Source organism: Nocardia harenae NBRC 108248, from assembly GCF_001612885.1.
In the GTDB taxonomy this organism is placed as follows: Bacteria; Actinomycetota; Actinomycetes; order Mycobacteriales; family Mycobacteriaceae; genus Nocardia; species Nocardia harenae.
Window position 1 is genome coordinate 84,594 of the sequence record NZ_BDBH01000005.1, and the last position, 15,057, is coordinate 99,650.

At 70.9% G+C, this 15,057-nt stretch carries 13 protein-coding genes and 1 pseudogene; 11 read left to right on the plus strand and 3 right to left on the minus strand.

The genetic code is table 11. From position 1 onward, the window contains the following. Window positions 1-2 precede the first annotated feature (2 nt). Window positions 3-314: pseudogene (locus NH2_RS30455) on the plus strand (hypothetical protein); the annotation flags it as partial. 108 nt (window positions 315-422) lie between these two features. On the opposite strand, the gene NH2_RS28705 reads toward NH2_RS30455, so the two are convergent. Together NH2_RS28705 and NH2_RS11915 are read right to left on the minus strand one after the other, a co-directional pair. Then, entirely contained in the window at window positions 423-572 is a 150-nt protein-coding gene (locus tag NH2_RS28705) for a hypothetical protein (protein WP_157103729.1), read from the minus strand. Window positions 573-619: 47 nt separating this feature from the next. Next, window positions 620-3,568: an AfsR/SARP family transcriptional regulator gene (locus NH2_RS11915; RefSeq protein WP_067652718.1), complete on the minus strand. Its 2,949-nt coding sequence runs from the start codon at window positions 3,566-3,568 to the stop codon at window positions 620-622. A gap of 150 nt (window positions 3,569-3,718) precedes the next feature. On the opposite strand from NH2_RS11915, the gene NH2_RS11920 reads away from it, so the two are divergent. The 5 genes from NH2_RS11920 to NH2_RS11940 are packed head-to-tail and all read left to right on the plus strand — an operon-like array spanning window position 3,719 to window position 7,363. Beyond that, window positions 3,719-4,777 (plus strand): class I SAM-dependent methyltransferase, encoded by a 1,059-nt coding sequence (locus tag NH2_RS11920; RefSeq protein ID WP_067652720.1) that lies wholly within the window; start codon window positions 3,719-3,721, stop codon window positions 4,775-4,777. 55 nt (window positions 4,778-4,832) lie between these two features. Then, a complete protein-coding gene (locus tag NH2_RS11925; protein ID WP_067652722.1) occupies window positions 4,833-5,141 on the plus strand; it encodes a WXG100 family type VII secretion target in 309 nt (102 codons plus the stop codon). Then, window positions 5,141-5,440 carry a WXG100 family type VII secretion target gene (locus tag NH2_RS11930; protein WP_067652724.1) on the plus strand — a complete coding sequence of 100 codons (300 nt, stop codon included), beginning with the start codon at window positions 5,141-5,143 and terminating at the stop codon, window positions 5,438-5,440. The genes NH2_RS11925 and NH2_RS11930 overlap by 1 nt, the downstream gene beginning before the upstream one ends. Next, a complete protein-coding gene (locus NH2_RS11935; protein WP_067652726.1) occupies window positions 5,437-6,810 on the plus strand; it encodes a hypothetical protein in 1,374 nt (457 codons plus the stop codon). Before NH2_RS11930 ends, NH2_RS11935 begins: the two co-directional genes overlap by 4 nt. 25 nt (window positions 6,811-6,835) lie before the next feature. Continuing rightward, complete coding sequence (locus tag NH2_RS11940; protein ID WP_067652728.1) at window positions 6,836-7,363, plus strand: hypothetical protein; 528 nt, start codon at window positions 6,836-6,838, stop codon at window positions 7,361-7,363. Here the strand turns inward: NH2_RS11940 and NH2_RS11945 are convergent. Next, window positions 7,360-8,019 (minus strand): TetR/AcrR family transcriptional regulator, encoded by a 660-nt coding sequence (locus NH2_RS11945; RefSeq protein WP_067652730.1) that lies wholly within the window; start codon window positions 8,017-8,019, stop codon window positions 7,360-7,362. The genes NH2_RS11940 and NH2_RS11945 overlap by 4 nt on opposite strands. Before the next feature lie 60 nt (window positions 8,020-8,079). On the opposite strand from NH2_RS11945, the gene NH2_RS11950 reads away from it, so the two are divergent. From NH2_RS11950 to NH2_RS11970, 5 genes are all read left to right on the plus strand, one after another. Further along, window positions 8,080-9,603 (plus strand): flavin-containing monooxygenase, encoded by a 1,524-nt coding sequence (locus tag NH2_RS11950; protein WP_067652732.1) that lies wholly within the window; start codon window positions 8,080-8,082, stop codon window positions 9,601-9,603. Next, entirely contained in the window at window positions 9,600-10,430 is an 831-nt protein-coding gene (locus tag NH2_RS11955; RefSeq protein WP_067652734.1) for an SDR family NAD(P)-dependent oxidoreductase, read from the plus strand. Before NH2_RS11950 ends, NH2_RS11955 begins: the two co-directional genes overlap by 4 nt. Before the next feature lie 5 nt (window positions 10,431-10,435). After that, complete coding sequence (locus tag NH2_RS11960) at window positions 10,436-11,362, plus strand: alpha/beta hydrolase (protein WP_067653506.1); 927 nt, start codon at window positions 10,436-10,438, stop codon at window positions 11,360-11,362. Window positions 11,363-11,486: 124 nt separating this feature from the next. Then, on the plus strand, window positions 11,487-13,280 hold the full coding sequence (locus tag NH2_RS11965; protein WP_067652736.1) for an AMP-dependent synthetase/ligase: 1,794 nt from the start codon (window positions 11,487-11,489) through the stop codon (window positions 13,278-13,280). Window positions 13,281-13,353: 73 nt separating this feature from the next. Continuing rightward, the gene (locus NH2_RS11970; protein ID WP_067653508.1) at window positions 13,354-14,970 is read left to right on the plus strand and encodes a molybdopterin-dependent oxidoreductase; all 1,617 of its coding nucleotides are present in this window, start codon (window positions 13,354-13,356) and stop codon (window positions 14,968-14,970) included. Window positions 14,971-15,057 lie beyond the last annotated feature (87 nt).

The window sequence follows — 15,057 nt, forward strand, 5'->3', positions numbered from 1 at the left end:
TGATGGATACGAGTGTATTCACCCACTGGCACAGAGCGGGCCGCGGCGAGATTCTCCGTAGAGTCTCTCCCGGCGGACAGGTGATCCTGATCCCCGACGCGGTGAACGCTGAGGTCGAGGTTGCGCGCACGGCTCATTCCGGAATTCCTGCTATTGCCGATTGCGAGTGGGTGGAACTTGTCGTTCTGAGTCCCGACGAGGGAGCTGAGCAACTCGCGATCCAGTTCGACATGGGTGCGGAATCACCTGGCGAGCACGCCGGCGAAGCTGCGGTTATTGCCTACGCGCACGCTCACAATTGCACTGCTATCGTTGACGAGAAGATCGTAGACGATCTCTTGGCTACCGATATGTGGCTGCCACTGAAAACCGGAGCAAGTCTGCACGCGTGGGCTTGGCGGCGCCCGCCTTGCGGAACTCGACTACACGCTCTCGATGTGCTGACCGAGCGCCGCGCTCAGCGAGCCGGGGCCGGGGCCGCCGACGGCGCGTTCCTGGACCTTGATTCCCAGGGTGGTCGCCGAGTCCAGGGTGCCGAGCAATAGCGACGTGGACGATCCGACCGGGCTCACCCGTTGTCAGGCCCCTCGGGCGACCGAGGCGTCGCGGGAGGGTGCGCTCAACGAGGTGCTGCGGCCGAACGGTCGAGTACACCGATGAGCGCCTCGGCTGCGGCGGCGAGGGTGCGGCGCTCGCCCGCCGCGAAGGACGTGCCGAAGGCGGCGCCCAGCGCTTCCCTGGCGCGGGCGAGGGCGGCGTCGAGGCGCAGGCGTTCGGTTCCGGCCGCGTCGGTGACGCCGGTGGCGGCGGCGAGTTCGACCAGGCCCGCGGCGGCGCCGAGGCGGTCGAGGAGCGGGACGAGGTTGCGGAGGCAGGTGCGGAGGAGCTGGTCACTGCCCGCGCCGGACCAGTAGTCGACGGCGGCGCGGGCATCGGCGAGGGTGGCGCTGTTCAGCGGGGCGGTGCGGGCGCGGACGGCGGTGGCCGCGGTGCGGCTGACGCCGGCGATGATCCGGTTGTGCACGGATTCGGCTCGGGTGGTGGCGGTTTCGAGTGCGGTGAGGGCGCGGGCAGGGTCGGTGTCGGCGTGAAGTTCGCCCTCGGTGTAAGCGACCCAGGCGAGGCTGGTCGGGTTGCCGGAACGGCGCGCCTCGGCGGCGGCGCGGGCGAGTAGCGGGTCGGCTGGGCGGCCGCTGTAGGCGGCGGCGAGGGTGAGCGCGACGGTCGCGAGGGTTGCGGCGACGTGGTCACCGCGGGCGAGTGCAAGGGTGTGCGCGCGGGTGTTCAGCTCGTCGACCGTCGCGAATTCACCATCGGCGAGCGCCTGATCGGAGAGGGCGTCCAGCGCCACCGATTCGGCGCGGCTGCCCGGCTCGGCAGCCGCCAGCGCGGCGGCACCGCGAGCGCGGGCCTCGGCGGCGTTGCCGACCAGCCAGTGGTGCAGCGTCGCCGCCGCATGCACACCCGAGCTCGCCTCGCGCTCGTCGATCTCCAGCGCCCAACCGAGAATGTCGGCACGCAGCCGCAGGTAGGACCAGTGCCGGTAGGCGGTGACGATGCGGCAGGCGGTCGCGGGCTCCGCGTCGAGTGCCCAGCGGAATGCGACGGCGGCGTCGGGGACCAGGTCGTCGAGCCGAAGCGACCAGCGGGGTTCGTCGGGACCGCGGAGTCCGTCGTCGGCGTCCTCGACCGCTGCGACAAGCCAGGCGGCGTGGGCGCGGCGGGCGGCGACGCGTTCGCCGGCGGGAGTCTCGGTGTGGACGAAGGTGCGCAAGGTCTCGAGCATGCGGTAGCGGCCGGTGCCGGTCGGTCCGGGGCGCACCAGAAGGGAGCGTTCGGCGAGACGGGCTACCAGCTCGGCGGTGTCCGAGCCGGGCGAGTCCGCCTCCGCGCTCTGATCTTCCAGGCCGACAGTGCCCGGCACCTCGGCGAGCACGGCTGTGGCCGCGGCGAGGTCGAACTCCCTCGCGAAGACGGCGAGGCGGCGGAAGGCGCGCGCCTCGGCCGGCTCCAGCAGGTCGCAGGACCAGGCGATGGTAGCGGCGAGGGTGCGCTGGCGCCGCGCGGCCAGTGGTGAACCGGCGCGCAGCAGGTCGAGGCGGTGGGTCAGGTGGGTGGCGAGATCATCGAGGGTGAGCGCGCCGAGCCTGCCCGCCGCGAGTTCGATGGCCAGCGGGAGCCCGTCCAGGCGGCGGACCAGGGCGGCGACGGCACGACGGACAGCGAAATCGTCGCGGCACGCGGCGAATTCGGGGGCGGCTGCGGTCGCGCACTCGAGGAAGAGGGTGACTGCGGGTGCGGCGGCGGAATCGGGGTCCGGCAGTTGCAGCGGGGGCAGCGGCGAGACCTGCTCGGCAGCGATGCCGAGGCGTTGCCGTGAGGTGGCGAGTACCCGCAGGTCGGCGGAGGCGGTGAGGGCGAGTTCGGCGACGGCGGCGGAGGCGCCGAGGAGGTGCTCGCAGTTGTCGAGCACCAGGAGACCGTCCAGCTCGGCGAGCCGGTGCCGGAGGGCGGTCTCGAACACGGCGCCGGGACGCACCTCGACGCCGATGGCATCGGCGACGGTGCGCGCGACCGAGCCTGCGGTCGTCACCGCGGCCAGATCGGCCCACCAGTGCCGGTGCCCGGCCGCGACCACGGCGGCGAGGCTGGTCTTGCCGACACCGCCCGGACCGACGACGGTTACCGCGCGATGCAGGTCGAGCAGGGTGTTCACCGCGGTGAGCTGGGCGTCGCGGCCGATCAGCGGGCGCGGCGCCGGGCCGCGCGTGCCCGCACGGTCAGAGCTCGGCCCGCCGCCCGACCGCGGCAACTCGGTCGGAGCCGAGCGAGCAGTGCCATCCCGCATAGCGCCCCCTGGCACCCCCATCTCGTGCCGCAGCACCCGCCCGTGCAGCGCGACCAGCGTGGGAGACGGGTCCAACCCCAGCTCATCGGCGAGCGCACGCCGATACTCGTCGTAGACCCGCAGGGCCTCCACCTGATCACCGGGCGTGAGCGCCTCGATCAGCAACCGCACCCGCCGCTCCCGCAGTGGCGCCGCCGCGAGCAAGGCCCGCAACTCCGCGACCACTTCCGCACCGCGACCGAGCTCGAGCAGCGCACCGGCCCGCTCCTCACGCGCCACATCGAACCGCTCACGCAGCTCCGCCGCCTCCGCATACGCGGGACCGGCGGCGAACCGCCCCCACGGCTCCCCGCCCCACAGTTCGAGCGCGCTCTCCCAGCGCGCCAGGGCCGCCGCGGGTGACTCCCCGACCGGCACGACAGTGCGGCTCGCGAACTCGTCCGCGTCGAGCGCGACCCCCTCCCGATCAAGGCAGTACCCCGCATCGGAGCGTCGCAGCACCGGCCCCACGGCCAGCCGCCGTAACCGCGCGACCGTCGTATGCAGCGCGGCCCGCGGATCACCGGGCTCCGACTCCGGCCACAACTCCGCGACCAGCCGCGGAACCGAGACAACCCGCCCGCGTGCCAGCACCAGCAGCGCGAGGAGCAGCCCCGGCCGACCGCCCGGGAACGGCCGGTCGCCGAGTCGCGGCTCCCCCAGCACGCGGATCTCGAGCACAGTGCTCCTTGTGGCCCGCGCGGAAACGGTCGCGTTCAGCATGCCGACTGTCCCGCACCCGGGCCACCCCTGTGAGCGGGGTGACAGCCGGCTGTCAGCGCCGGAGCGCACGGTGGAGGCGTCCCGAACCCCGACCTCCCGGAGCAGACCATGAAATCGGACGAACTCGCCGACCACCTCTTCACCGCCGTGCTCGGCACCTTCGACGTGCTCGCCGTGCACATCGGCTCCACATTCGGCCTCTACGACCTGCTGGCCGAGCCCCGCACCTCAGCCGAGGCCGCCGCCGCGGCGGGCATGGCCGAGCGGTACTGCCGGGAGTGGCTGGAGCAGCAGACCGTCGCCGGCCTGATCGAGGTCGACGACCCCGCGCTGCCCGCGCACGAACGCCGCTACACACTCCCCGCCGAGCACGTCCCGGTGCTCTGCGACCGGGACAGCCTCAGCTACTTCACCCCGTTCGCCCGGATCGTCGCCGCAGCGGCGGTGCAGCTGCCCGCGCTGCTGGAGGCGTACCGCACCGGTGGCGGGGTCGGCTGGCACCAGTACGGGGAGGTCATGCGGGCCGGTCAGGCCGATGCCAACCGCCCGCTCTTCCTGCACGTCCTCGGCTCCGACTGGCTGCCTGCGCTGCCCGAGGCGCACGCAGCGCTCACCGCGGGCGGCCGGGTCGCCGATATCGGCTGCGGCGACGGCTGGTCCGCCATCGGCATGGCGCTCGCCTACCCGGCGGCCGAGGTCGACGGCTTCGACCTCGACCCCGCCTCCATCGAGGCCGCCCGCGCCCACGCCGCGAACTACGGCCTCGGCGACCGGGTCCGATTCCATCACGCCGACGTCGCCGAACTCGCCGACGCCGGCCGGTACGACCTGGTCACCGCCTTCGAATGCGTCCACGACATGCCGGACCCGGTCGGCGTCCTGCGCGCGGCGCGGACCCTGGCGCGCCCCGGCGGCACCGTACTCGTCATGGACGAGCGCGTCCCGGAGACCTTCTCCGGCCCCGGCGACCCCGTCGAGCAGCTCATGTACGGCATGTCCCTGCTCATCTGCCTCCCCGACGGCCTCTCGCACCCCGGCTCCGCGGGCACCGGCACCGTCATGCGCCCCGGCACCCTGCGCCGCTACGCCCGCGACGCGGGCTTCGCCGAGGTCGAGGTGCTCGACATCGAGCACGACCTCTTCCGCCTCTACCGGCTGCACCCGTGACCGGAGCCGCCGCGACACCCGCGGCGGCCTCTGCTCGGCTGCTACCGTCGATTCCGTGAGCGAAACCGGGGGAACACCAGTCGCCGTCGTACCCGAAAAGGTGCGCGAGGTCGGCCAATACGTCTACGACCTCGCCGAAACTCTGCGCGGCGCACTGCAATCCGCCGCCCGCGACGTCGACCGCCTCACCACCGAGAGCTGGACCGGCGACGCCGCCGCCGAATTCGGCACCGGCTGGAGCGACGTCCGCGAGGGCGGGACCGCGATCATCGACGCGCTCACCGTCCTCGCGGAGAAGCTCGGGGTCAGCGCGGCGAACTACGAGAAACAGGAGTCCGATTCCACGACCCTGCTGAACATGTGATGAGTTCGCAGTTCTCGGTCGACCTCGAAGAGCTCGACAACATCGTCACCCGGGTCTCCGCCCTCGCCACCTTCGTCGCCGACCACCTCGACGAGATCGACGACCGGATCGCCACCCTCACCGGCACCGGCTGGGAAGGCCGCGCGGCCGCCGCCTACGCCGACGCGCACCGCCAGTGGTCCGCCGGCGCCCGGGAATTCGTCACCGGCCTGCGGGATATGAGCGATGCCGCGCGCACCATGCACACCCGCTACTCCCGGGCCAACGACCTGAACCGGAGGATGGTCGGCGGGGCATGAGCCAGACCGTCGATTGGCAGGTGTACTACGACGCCGCGCAGAAATGTCATGATCTGGCCGGGGAGATCCGGAAAGCGGACGCGCCCCTGCACGCGGTGTTGAAGAACGATTGCGCGGGCATGGCCGGTGATGCTCCAGGCTGCAAGCAGTGGGGTGAGGCCTACGACAACTCGGCGCAGCAGACCCTGCAGACCTGCACCAATATCGCGGATGCGCTGTCGAACCTGGGCTACGTGATCGCGGCGTTCGGCTACAACCACGGCATCGCCAACCGCAGCAATCCCGCGCCCTCCCGCCCGGCGGTCGGCGACATCGACGTCTGCCACATCTCGATCCCCACCTCGGTCGCCGACAACGGGCCGGGGCTGTCCCGGCACCCCGACGACGTCGATATCTTCGAGAGCCTGCTGGCGACGATCGTGCGGGAATTCGGCAAACTTCCCAATGGCGACGTCGACAAGCTGGAGCGGGCGGCCGCGGCCTGGAAAACCTTCTCGACGCACGAGGCCATCGCGAACGCGGGCGCCCGGGTCGCCGCCATCGCCGGGCTGCTGGAGCCGATGCGCGACGAGCACCTCGGGCCGATTCGCGAGCACATCGAATCGGTGCGCAGGGGGGCGGAGGGGCTGCGCACCGCATCGCTCGCGCTGGCCACCCCGGTCGCCGAGTACCACGCGGCCACGGTCGCGGTGCGGACTGATATCGAGTCCGCGGTGACCTCGGCCAAGTGGGCGGTCGGGCTCACGGTCGCGGCCGCGGCGGCCGCCTTTTTCTTCACCCTCGGTGGCAGTGCCGCGGCGGGGGCCGGCGGGGTCACCGCGATCGTGGCGAACACCGCGACCACCATTCGCAACGTCTACCAGGCCAGTAATCTCATTCGCGCGGTCGGTCTCGCGGTCGCTGGCGCCGGTGCGGTCGGCGTCGTCAAGGCGTTCGACGGGGTGCCGAGCTTGACGGAGATGACGAGCAGTCTGGTCTCCATCATCGCGATGCGGGTGCTGCTCGACGACGATGGCGTCGACTCCGGAGGCGGCAGTACAGCCGACCCGGCGTCCCTGACTCCCGAGCAGAAGGCGGACATCGCCAGGGATATCGCCTCCGACGAAGCAGGTACGCTACTCGGCGACGAGGACGCCAAGGGTGTCCGGATCGTGACGCAGGAACAGATCGATGCCGCCAGGGCGGAGTTGACCGAGAAACTCGGACCGCCGCAGGTGATCACGACTCCCAAGGGCGAGGTCGAGGTGTGGAAGATCTCGGACGATCCGAAGTCCAATGTCACCTTCCGCAACTACAGCGACAGCGGCGGCGACACCATCGACTTCAACAACGTCCCCGACCTGCCGTTGAAGCGATGGCACATACCGTGAAAACAGCAGATGACAGGGTGACCGAGTGACAGACGAATCGATCCTCACCTTCGATGAGCGCAGCTTCGTCAACTTCAAGGATTTCGATTTCGCGCCGGACGGCCACCACGGATTCCGCTGGGTGAACAGCAAGAGGTACGTAGTTCGGCAGCCGGAGGCAGCCGATGCGGAACTCCTCCGCGGCCTCATCGATTCCCCGGCCTACCGGGACAACTACATCGGCGGGGGGATCGAGCCGGAGGGGACCAGGCACGGGCCCTACTGGCTGCGGAACATCTCGGTCGACTCCTACCGCACCATCTCGCCCGAGGCGGCGGCCGACATCGTCGACCGCTGGCTCAGGGCCGACGGGTCGGTCCCCGACAAACTCCGGGAGCGCGTGACGGCGGAGGTATTCGAGCCGATCGACACCGCCACGGCGATCTACGAACTCCGTGACCTCGGCGAAGGCGCCATGAGCGACCTCGGCCTGAGTAACGGAGAGTTCCACGAACTGGTCCTGATCGATCGGGCGAACGCTTCGGTGCGGCTGATCGTCGCCTCCGACGACTAACCCCCCACAACCTCTCCCCGCAGCGCCTCCCCCAACCCCGGACTCAACGAGAAAGCAAACGCCACCAGCGAATCCACCAGCAACTCGATCAACTCCTCGCGCGAAACAGCGTCGGTCCGCAACCACGTCAACGTCGTCTCCTCGACGAACGCGATCCACCCGCGCATGCCGAGCAGCAACCGCGGCCGCTCGGATTCGGCGATGTGCACCGGCGCCTCGGTCAGGATGATCCCGATGATGGCGTCGCGCGTCCGGTCGACCAGCGGCGCGAGTTCGGGGCTGGTCGAGGTCGGCCCGCGCAGCAGCGCGGCGTAGGACGTGCGGTTCTCGCTGACGTAGTCGATGTACCGCTCGATGGAATCGCGCAGCTTGTCGTAGACGCCGAGCTCGGGGTCGGGGGTGACGCGCTCCAGGAGCTCGGCATTGGCGTGGTGGACGATCGCCAGGTGGAAGTCCTGCTTGGTCGGGAAGTAGTGGAAGAGCAGGCCGCGGGAGATCCCCGCCTGCTCGGCGATCTCGCTGACCGAGATGTCCTCGATGGCGCGCTCGCCGAGCATCCGGGTGCCGAGGGTGATGAGTTGCAGGCGCCGCTCGTCCGGGCTCAATCGGACACGTTTCGTGCTCTCCCCTTGGCTTCTGCTCTTCACCCGGCTCATCCTACTGACCGCCGCTCAATACTGTTGACTGCTGCTCAATAAACTCGTACTCTCGGTTACATGAGTCGCAAGGTTACAGACAAGGGTGTCGAGCGGCGGCACGTGCGCACGATCATCGTCGGCAGCGGGTTCGCCGGGCTCGGGCTCGCGATCAAGCTGAAGCAGCAGCGCCGCGACGACTACCTGGTGCTGGAGCGGGGCAGCGTGGTCGGCGGCACCTGGCGGGACAACACGTACCCGGGCGCGGCCTGCGACGTCCCCTCGCACCTGTACTCGTACTCCTTCGCGCTCAACCCGGACTGGACGCGCTCGTTCTCCAGGCAGGGCGAGATCCAGCAGTACATCCGCGGCGTCGCCGAGAAGTACGGCGTGCTGGACAAGCACGTCTTCGACTGCGATGTCACCTCGGTGCGCTGGAACGCCGAGACCGCGCGCTGGGACGTCGAGTCGAGCAAGGGGCCCTTCACCGCCGACACGGTGGTCTCCGCGGTCGGCGCGCTCTGCGAGCCCGCGCTCCCGGACATCAAGGGCATCAACGACTTCGAGGGCGAGATCTTCCACTCCGCCCGCTGGAACCACGATGCCGACCTGGCCGGTAAGCGGGTCGCGATCATCGGCACCGGCGCCTCGGCCATCCAGATCGTGCCGAGCATCGCCCCGCAGGTCGCGCACCTGGACGTCTACCAGCGCACCGCGCCCTGGCTGCTGCCCCGCTTCGACCGGCCGTACACCACGCTGGAGAAGCTGGCCTTCAAGCACATCCCTGGCTTCCAGCGGCTCTCCAGGGCGGGCATCTACGCCGCCAGGGAGACCCAGGTGCTCGGGCTGGCCAAGTTCCCCGCGCTGATGAACATCTTCGAGTTGGTCGCCCGCGCCAAGCTGCGCCGCGAGATCTCCGACCCCGAGCTGCGCGCGAAGGTCACGCCGAACTTCCGGATCGGCTGCAAGCGCATGCTGATCTCGAACGACTACTACCCGGCGCTGGACCGCGACAACGTCGACGTGATCACCGACGGCATCGCCGAGATCAAAGCGAACTCCATCGTCACCAGGGACGGCACCGAGCGCGAGATCGACGCGCTGATCGTCGCCACCGGCTTCCACGTGACCGATTCGCCGACCTACAACGCCATCGTCGGCCCGGACGGCCGCACCCTCTCCGAGGTCTTCGACCAGCAGGGGCAGCAGGCGTACAAGGGCACCGCGATCGCGGGCTTCCCGAACATGTTCTTCCTGGTCGGCCCGAATGTCGGGCTCGGCCACACCTCGATGGTCTACATGATCGAGTCGCAGATCAACTACGTGGCCGACGCGCTGGGCGCGCTGGCGCGGCAGGGGCTGCGCACGGTCGAGGTGCGCCGGGACGCGCAGGACAGCTACAACGCCGAGCTGCAGCAGAAGCTCGCGGGCACGGTCTGGAACACCGGCGGCTGCGCCAGCTGGTACCTGGACAAACACGGCAACAACACCACGCTGTGGCCGGACTTCACCTTCCGCTTCCGCAGCCAGACCAAGAAGTTCGACGTCGCGGCGTACTCGACCACGAAAGCCGCGGCCGATCAGAAAGCAGTGGTACCGCAGTGAGCAGGGACGCGTACTTCACCGGCAAGGTCTGTGTGATCACCGGCGCCGGCTCCGGCATCGGCCGGGCACTGGCCGAGAACCTGGCCAGGCGGGGGGCCAAGCTCGCGCTCTCCGACATCGATACCGAGGGGCTGGCCGAGACGGTCCGGCGCTGCGAGGCGCTCGGCGCCCAGGTGAAGTCGGATCGGCTGGACGTCTCCGAGCGCGAGGCCGTGCTGCTCTACGCCGACGCGGTGAAGGCGCACTTCGGCGTCGTGCACCAGATCTACAACAACGCGGGCATCGCCTACCACGGTGACGTGCTGCACTCGGGGTTCAAGGACATCGAGCGGATCATGGACGTCGACTTCTGGGGCGTCGTGAACGGCACCAAGGCGTTCCTGCCCCTGCTGCTGGAGTCCGGGGACGGCCACGTCGTCAACGTCTCCAGCCTCTTCGGGCTGATCGCGGTGCCGAGCCAGAGCGCCTACAACTCGGCCAAGTTCGCGGTGCGCGGCTTCACCGAGTCGCTGCGCCAGGAGATGCTGCTCGGCAAGCACCCGGTGCGGGTCACCTGCGTGCACCCGGGCGGCATCAAGACCGCGGTGGCCCGCAACGCGAGCTACGCCGAGAACGTGGACGGCGCGAACGCCGCCTCGCTCTTCGACAAGAAGCTGGCCATGCACACCCCGGAGATGGCCGCGCAGACCATCACCGAGGGCGTGCGCAAGGGCCACGGCCGGGTGCTGATCGGCTGGGAGGCCAAGCTGCTCGACCTGTTCGTGCGCTTCACCGCCTCCGGCTACCAGCGCATCTCCGCGCGGGTCCAGCGCGGTGTGCTGCCGTGAGCGCCCTGCGCGAGCTGAACCTGCCGCTGCCGGCGGCGCGGGCCGTGCTGACCCCGCTCTACTGGGCATCGCTGCACGCCAGGCTGCCCTTCCCGGTGCAGCGCAGGCTGCTCGACGTCGCCTCGCGGGTGCAGTTGCTGCCCGCGGGCGCGGTGGTCAGGAAGCTCCGGCTGGCCGGGCGGCCCGCCGAACGGCTCACCGTCACCAGCACTCCGACCGGCACCGAGGCGGGCGCGATTCTCTACCTGCACGGCGGCGGCTACGTGGTGGGCTCGCTGGCCACGCACCGCTCGCTCGGCGCCCGGCTGGCCCGCGCCGCGGAGTGCCCGGTCTACGCGCTGGACTACCGGCTGGCGCCGGAGCACCCGCTGCCCGCCGGGCTCGACGACGCCGAGGCGGCCTTCCTCGAGCTGGTCTCCAAGCACGGCTACCGGGCCGACCGGATCGCCATCTCCGGCGACTCCGCGGGCGGCGGGCTCGCGCTCGCGCTGGCCCAGCGGCTGATCGCGAAGCACGGGCTCACCCCGGGCGCGCTCGGGCTGATCGCGCCGTGGACCGACCCGAACGAGATCCCGGAGCGCGAGCGCGACCTGGTGATCAGCAAGCCCTGGTCGCGGCTCTGCGCCGCTGCCTACCTCGGCGCCGCCGACTGCGCCGACATCGGCTACGCCCCGCTCACCGGCGTGCTGCACGCGCTGCCGCCCACCTACGTCCAGGTGGACGAGAGCGAGCTGCTGCACCCGCAGTGCGTCGCGCTGGTCGAGGCGCTGCGCGGGGCCGGTGTGCACGTGCGGTTCACCGAGACCCGCGGGCTCTGGCATGTGGCGCAGCTGCAGGCCGGGCTGGTGCGACCCGCCGCCGCCGTATTGTCCGAGATGGCCGAATTCCTGCGTGACGCACTACACCCGGCCGACCTGCGGGAACTAGGATAGGACCAGCGGTTCCAGCAGTCCGGGCGGGCGGTCGCTCACTCGGCGCCGAAGCGGTGGCCGAGCTCTCCCGCCTGCCCGCGGTGTCGTAGATTACTGGCGAGTAAACCCACGTGGAAGGGCACAGATGCGAGAGTTCGAAGTCCCGGCTTCCTACCGAATTCCGGACGACGCGAACAATTCCGACAACGTTTTCCGGCACGCCGAGCGGACGCCCGACGTGGTGGTCTTCAACGTCCCGAGCGGCACCAACACCTGGCGGGACGTGACGGCCGCGGAGTTCGCGAAGACGGTCACGGGGGTGGCCAAGGGGCTGATCGCCTCCGGCGTCGAACTCGGCGACCGGGTCGCGATCATGGCCGCGACCCGCTACGAGTGGGCCGTGCTCGATTTCGCCATCTGGGCCGCGGGCGGCTGCACCGTCGCGATCTACGACAGCTCGGCCGCGGAGCAGGCCACCTGGATCCTGCAGGATTCCGCCACCAAGCTGCTGGTGATCGAGAACGACAAGCACCGCGCGGTGATCGACGAGATCGCCGACGGCGCGCTGCCCGACCTGCGCGAGACGCTGCAGATCGAGAGCGGCGCCATCGAGGAGCTGACCACCCGCGGCGCCGAGCTGGCCGACGAGGCGGTGCACGAGCGGCGCAAGCAGGTGAACGCGGCCTCGCCCGCCACCCTGATCTACACCTCCGGCACCACGGGGCGGCCCAAGGGCGTCATGCTCACGCACGCCAACCTCTACGCCGAATCGCAGTCCGATCGGATCGCGCTCGGCAAGTACGTGACCGAGGGCAAGAAGACCCTCATGTTCCTGCCGCTGGCGCACGTCTTCGCCCGCGCCGTCGCGCTGGCCGCGTTCGACGCCAAGGTGGTCGTGGCGCACACCGCGGACTGGACCACCCTGGTCGACCAGTTCGGCGCGTACCGGCCGCACTTCATCCTCTCGGTGCCGCGCGTGTTCGAGAAGGTCTTCAACAGCGCGAAGCAGAAGGCGCACGACGGCGGCAAGGGCAAGATCTTCGACGCCGCCGCGGCGACCGCCATCGAATGGTCCGAGGCGCAGGAGAAGGGCGGCGCGGGGCTGGTGCTCAAGGCCAAGCACGCCGTCTTCGACAAGCTGGTCTACAGCAAGCTCAAGGCCGCGCTCGGTGGGCAGTGCGAGGCCGCGGTCTCCGGCGGCGGGCCGCTCGGCGCGCGGCTCGGGCACTTCTTCCGCGGCGTCGGCGTCACCATCTACGAGGGCTACGGGCTCACCGAGTCGACCGCGGCGGTCACCGTGAACACCCCCGAGTACCTGCGGGTCGGCTCGGTCGGGCGGCCGATCGAGGGGCACGCGGCCAAGATCGCCGAGGACGGTGAGCTGCTGGTCAAGGGCTCGGTCGTGTTCGGCGGGTACTGGGGCAACTCGGAGGCCACCGAGGAGGCCTTCGTGGACGGCTGGTTCAAGACCGGCGACCTCGGCTCCATCGACGGCGACGGCTTCGTCACCATCACCGGCCGGAAGAAGGAGATCATCGTCACCGCCGGTGGCAAGAACGTCTCCCCCGCCGTGCTGGAGGACTCGCTGCGCGCGCACCCGCTGATCAGCCAGGTCATGGTGGTCGGCGACGGCAAGCCGTTCATCGCCGCGCTGATCACGCTGGACCCGGAGGCGCTGCCCGGCTGGGCCGAGCGGCACGGGCTGCCCGCCGACTCCACGGTGGCCAAGCTCGCGGAGAACGCCGACCTGGTCGCCGAGATCGAGGCGGCGGTGGCCGAGACCAACAAGAAGGTCTCCAAGGCCGAGCAGATCAAGAAGATCAAGGTGCTCGACGTGGACTGGACCCAGGAGGGCGGGCAGCTCACGCCGAAGATGTCGCTCAAGCGGGCGGTCGTCATGAAGGAGTTCGCCACCGAGGTGGAGAAGATCTACTCCTGACCATTCTGTGAACAGCGCCGTCGCCGGGGATTTCCGGCGGCGGCGCTGGTCGTTCGCGGCGTACGGTCGGGGAATGATCGCGCGGGCCGCCGCCGGGGTTGCCGCCGGTGTAGTGACGCTGGGGACGGCGGAGTTGCTCGCCGGGGTGCTGAACCCGGCCGTTTCGCCGGTGCGGGTGCTCGGGGACGCGGTGATCGACCACGCGCCGCAGGGGTTGCGCGAGTGGGCCATCGAGACCTTCGGGACCGCCGACAAGGGGGTGCTGGTCGTCGCCATGCTGGTGGTGGCGGTGCTCGTCTCGGCGCTCGCCGGGGTGCTCGGCCGAGCCGGGGCCGTTCTCCTCGCGATGCTCGGGGTCGTGGTGGCCGGGTTCGCTGTCGCCGCGGCGGGGGCTTTCGCGGCGGTGCCGACGGTGGCCGGGGTCGCCGCCGGGATCTGGGTGCTGCTGCGGGCGATCGACGGATCGCGGGCGGACGGCGTCGCGGGGGAGAGCCGTCGTGGAGGTGTCGAGCCTGCGGGCGACGCGGAGGCCGTCGGTGGCCGGGTGCGCGAACCGGCGGGCCGCGCGGTAACGGGCGGCGTCTCCGGCGGCCGCCTCTCGGAAGACCGCGAGGCGGCGGGGGCGGATCGGCGGTGGGTGCTGCGCGGGCTCGCGCTGGCGACGGGGGCTGGCATCGCCGCGGGGCTGGCGGGGCGCGCGCTGGCCGCGCTCCGGACGGATGTCTCCGGTGAGCGTGCCGGCGTCACGCTGCCGCCGCCGCGGGAACCGCTGCCGGACACGCCGTTCGGCGCCGACCTGCGCACCCCCGGCATCACCCCGTACCTCACCCCGAACGCCGACTTCTACCGGATCGACACCGCGCTGACCGTCCCGCAGGTGTCGATCGAGGACTGGTCCCTGCGCATCCACGGCATGGTGCAGCGCGAGATCACCCTGCGCTGGGCCGATCTCGCCGCCCGCCCCGCCATCGAGCGGCTCACCACCCTGACCTGCGTCTCCAACCCGGTCGGCGGCGACCTGGTCGGCAGTGCCCGCTGGCTCGGCTACCGGCTGGACGCCCTGCTCGCCGAGGCAGGCCCGCTCCCCGGCGCCGACATGGTGCTCTCCCGCAGCGTCGACGGCTGGACCGCGGGCAGCCCGCTCGCCGCGCTCACCGACGGGCGCGACGCGCTGCTCGCCATCGGCATGAACGGCGAACCGCTACCGGTGGCGCACGGGTACCCGGCCAGGCTGGTGGTGCCCGGGCTCTACGGGTACGTCTCCGCCACCAAGTGGGTCACCGAACTGGAGGTCACCCGCTTCGACCGGGCCACCGCCTACTGGACCAAGCTCGGCTGGGCCGCCGAGGGGCCGATCAAGACCGGGACCAGGATCGATACGCCCGCGGCGAGTGCTCGGCTGAAGCCGGGGCGGATGTCGGTCGCCGGGGTGGCGTGGGCGCAGCATCGCGGGATCGTCGCGGTCGAGGTGCAGGTGGACGACGGGCCGTGGGAGCAGGCTCGGCTCGCCGCGGATGTGTCGGTGGATACCTGGCGGCAGTGGGTGTACGAGTGGAACGCCACCCCGGGGCCGCACACCCTGCGCGCCCGTTCCACCGACGGCACCGGAGAGGTGCAGACGGCCGAGGTGGCGGCGGCCGTTCCCGACGGGGCCAGCGGGTATCCGGCGGTTTTCGTCCGGGTCGGGTGAGAAGAAAGCTTGTTTCCCGGGGCTCCGCGCCGCACCCCGGCCACCCGCGGCGGGCCCGCGAAGAGCTGGCGGCCGACGCCGCCGCGC

What these genes read in the sequence shown, in the direction of transcription:
- NH2_RS11935 (WP_067652726.1), top strand. Translation starts at nt 5,437, where the DNA reads ATGAGCCAGACCGTCGATTGGCAGGTGTACTACGACGCCGCGCAGAAA.
- NH2_RS11945 (WP_067652730.1), bottom strand. Translation starts at nt 8,019, where the DNA reads ATGAGCCGGGTGAAGAGCAGAAGCCAAGGGGAGAGCACGAAACGTGTC.
- NH2_RS11970 (WP_067653508.1), top strand. Translation starts at nt 13,354, where the DNA reads ATGATCGCGCGGGCCGCCGCCGGGGTTGCCGCCGGTGTAGTGACGCTG.
- NH2_RS11930 (WP_067652724.1), top strand. Translation starts at nt 5,141, where the DNA reads ATGAGTTCGCAGTTCTCGGTCGACCTCGAAGAGCTCGACAACATCGTC.
- NH2_RS11950 (WP_067652732.1), top strand. Translation starts at nt 8,080, where the DNA reads ATGAGTCGCAAGGTTACAGACAAGGGTGTCGAGCGGCGGCACGTGCGC.
- NH2_RS11965 (WP_067652736.1), top strand. Translation starts at nt 11,487, where the DNA reads ATGCGAGAGTTCGAAGTCCCGGCTTCCTACCGAATTCCGGACGACGCG.
- NH2_RS11920 (WP_067652720.1), top strand. Translation starts at nt 3,719, where the DNA reads ATGAAATCGGACGAACTCGCCGACCACCTCTTCACCGCCGTGCTCGGC.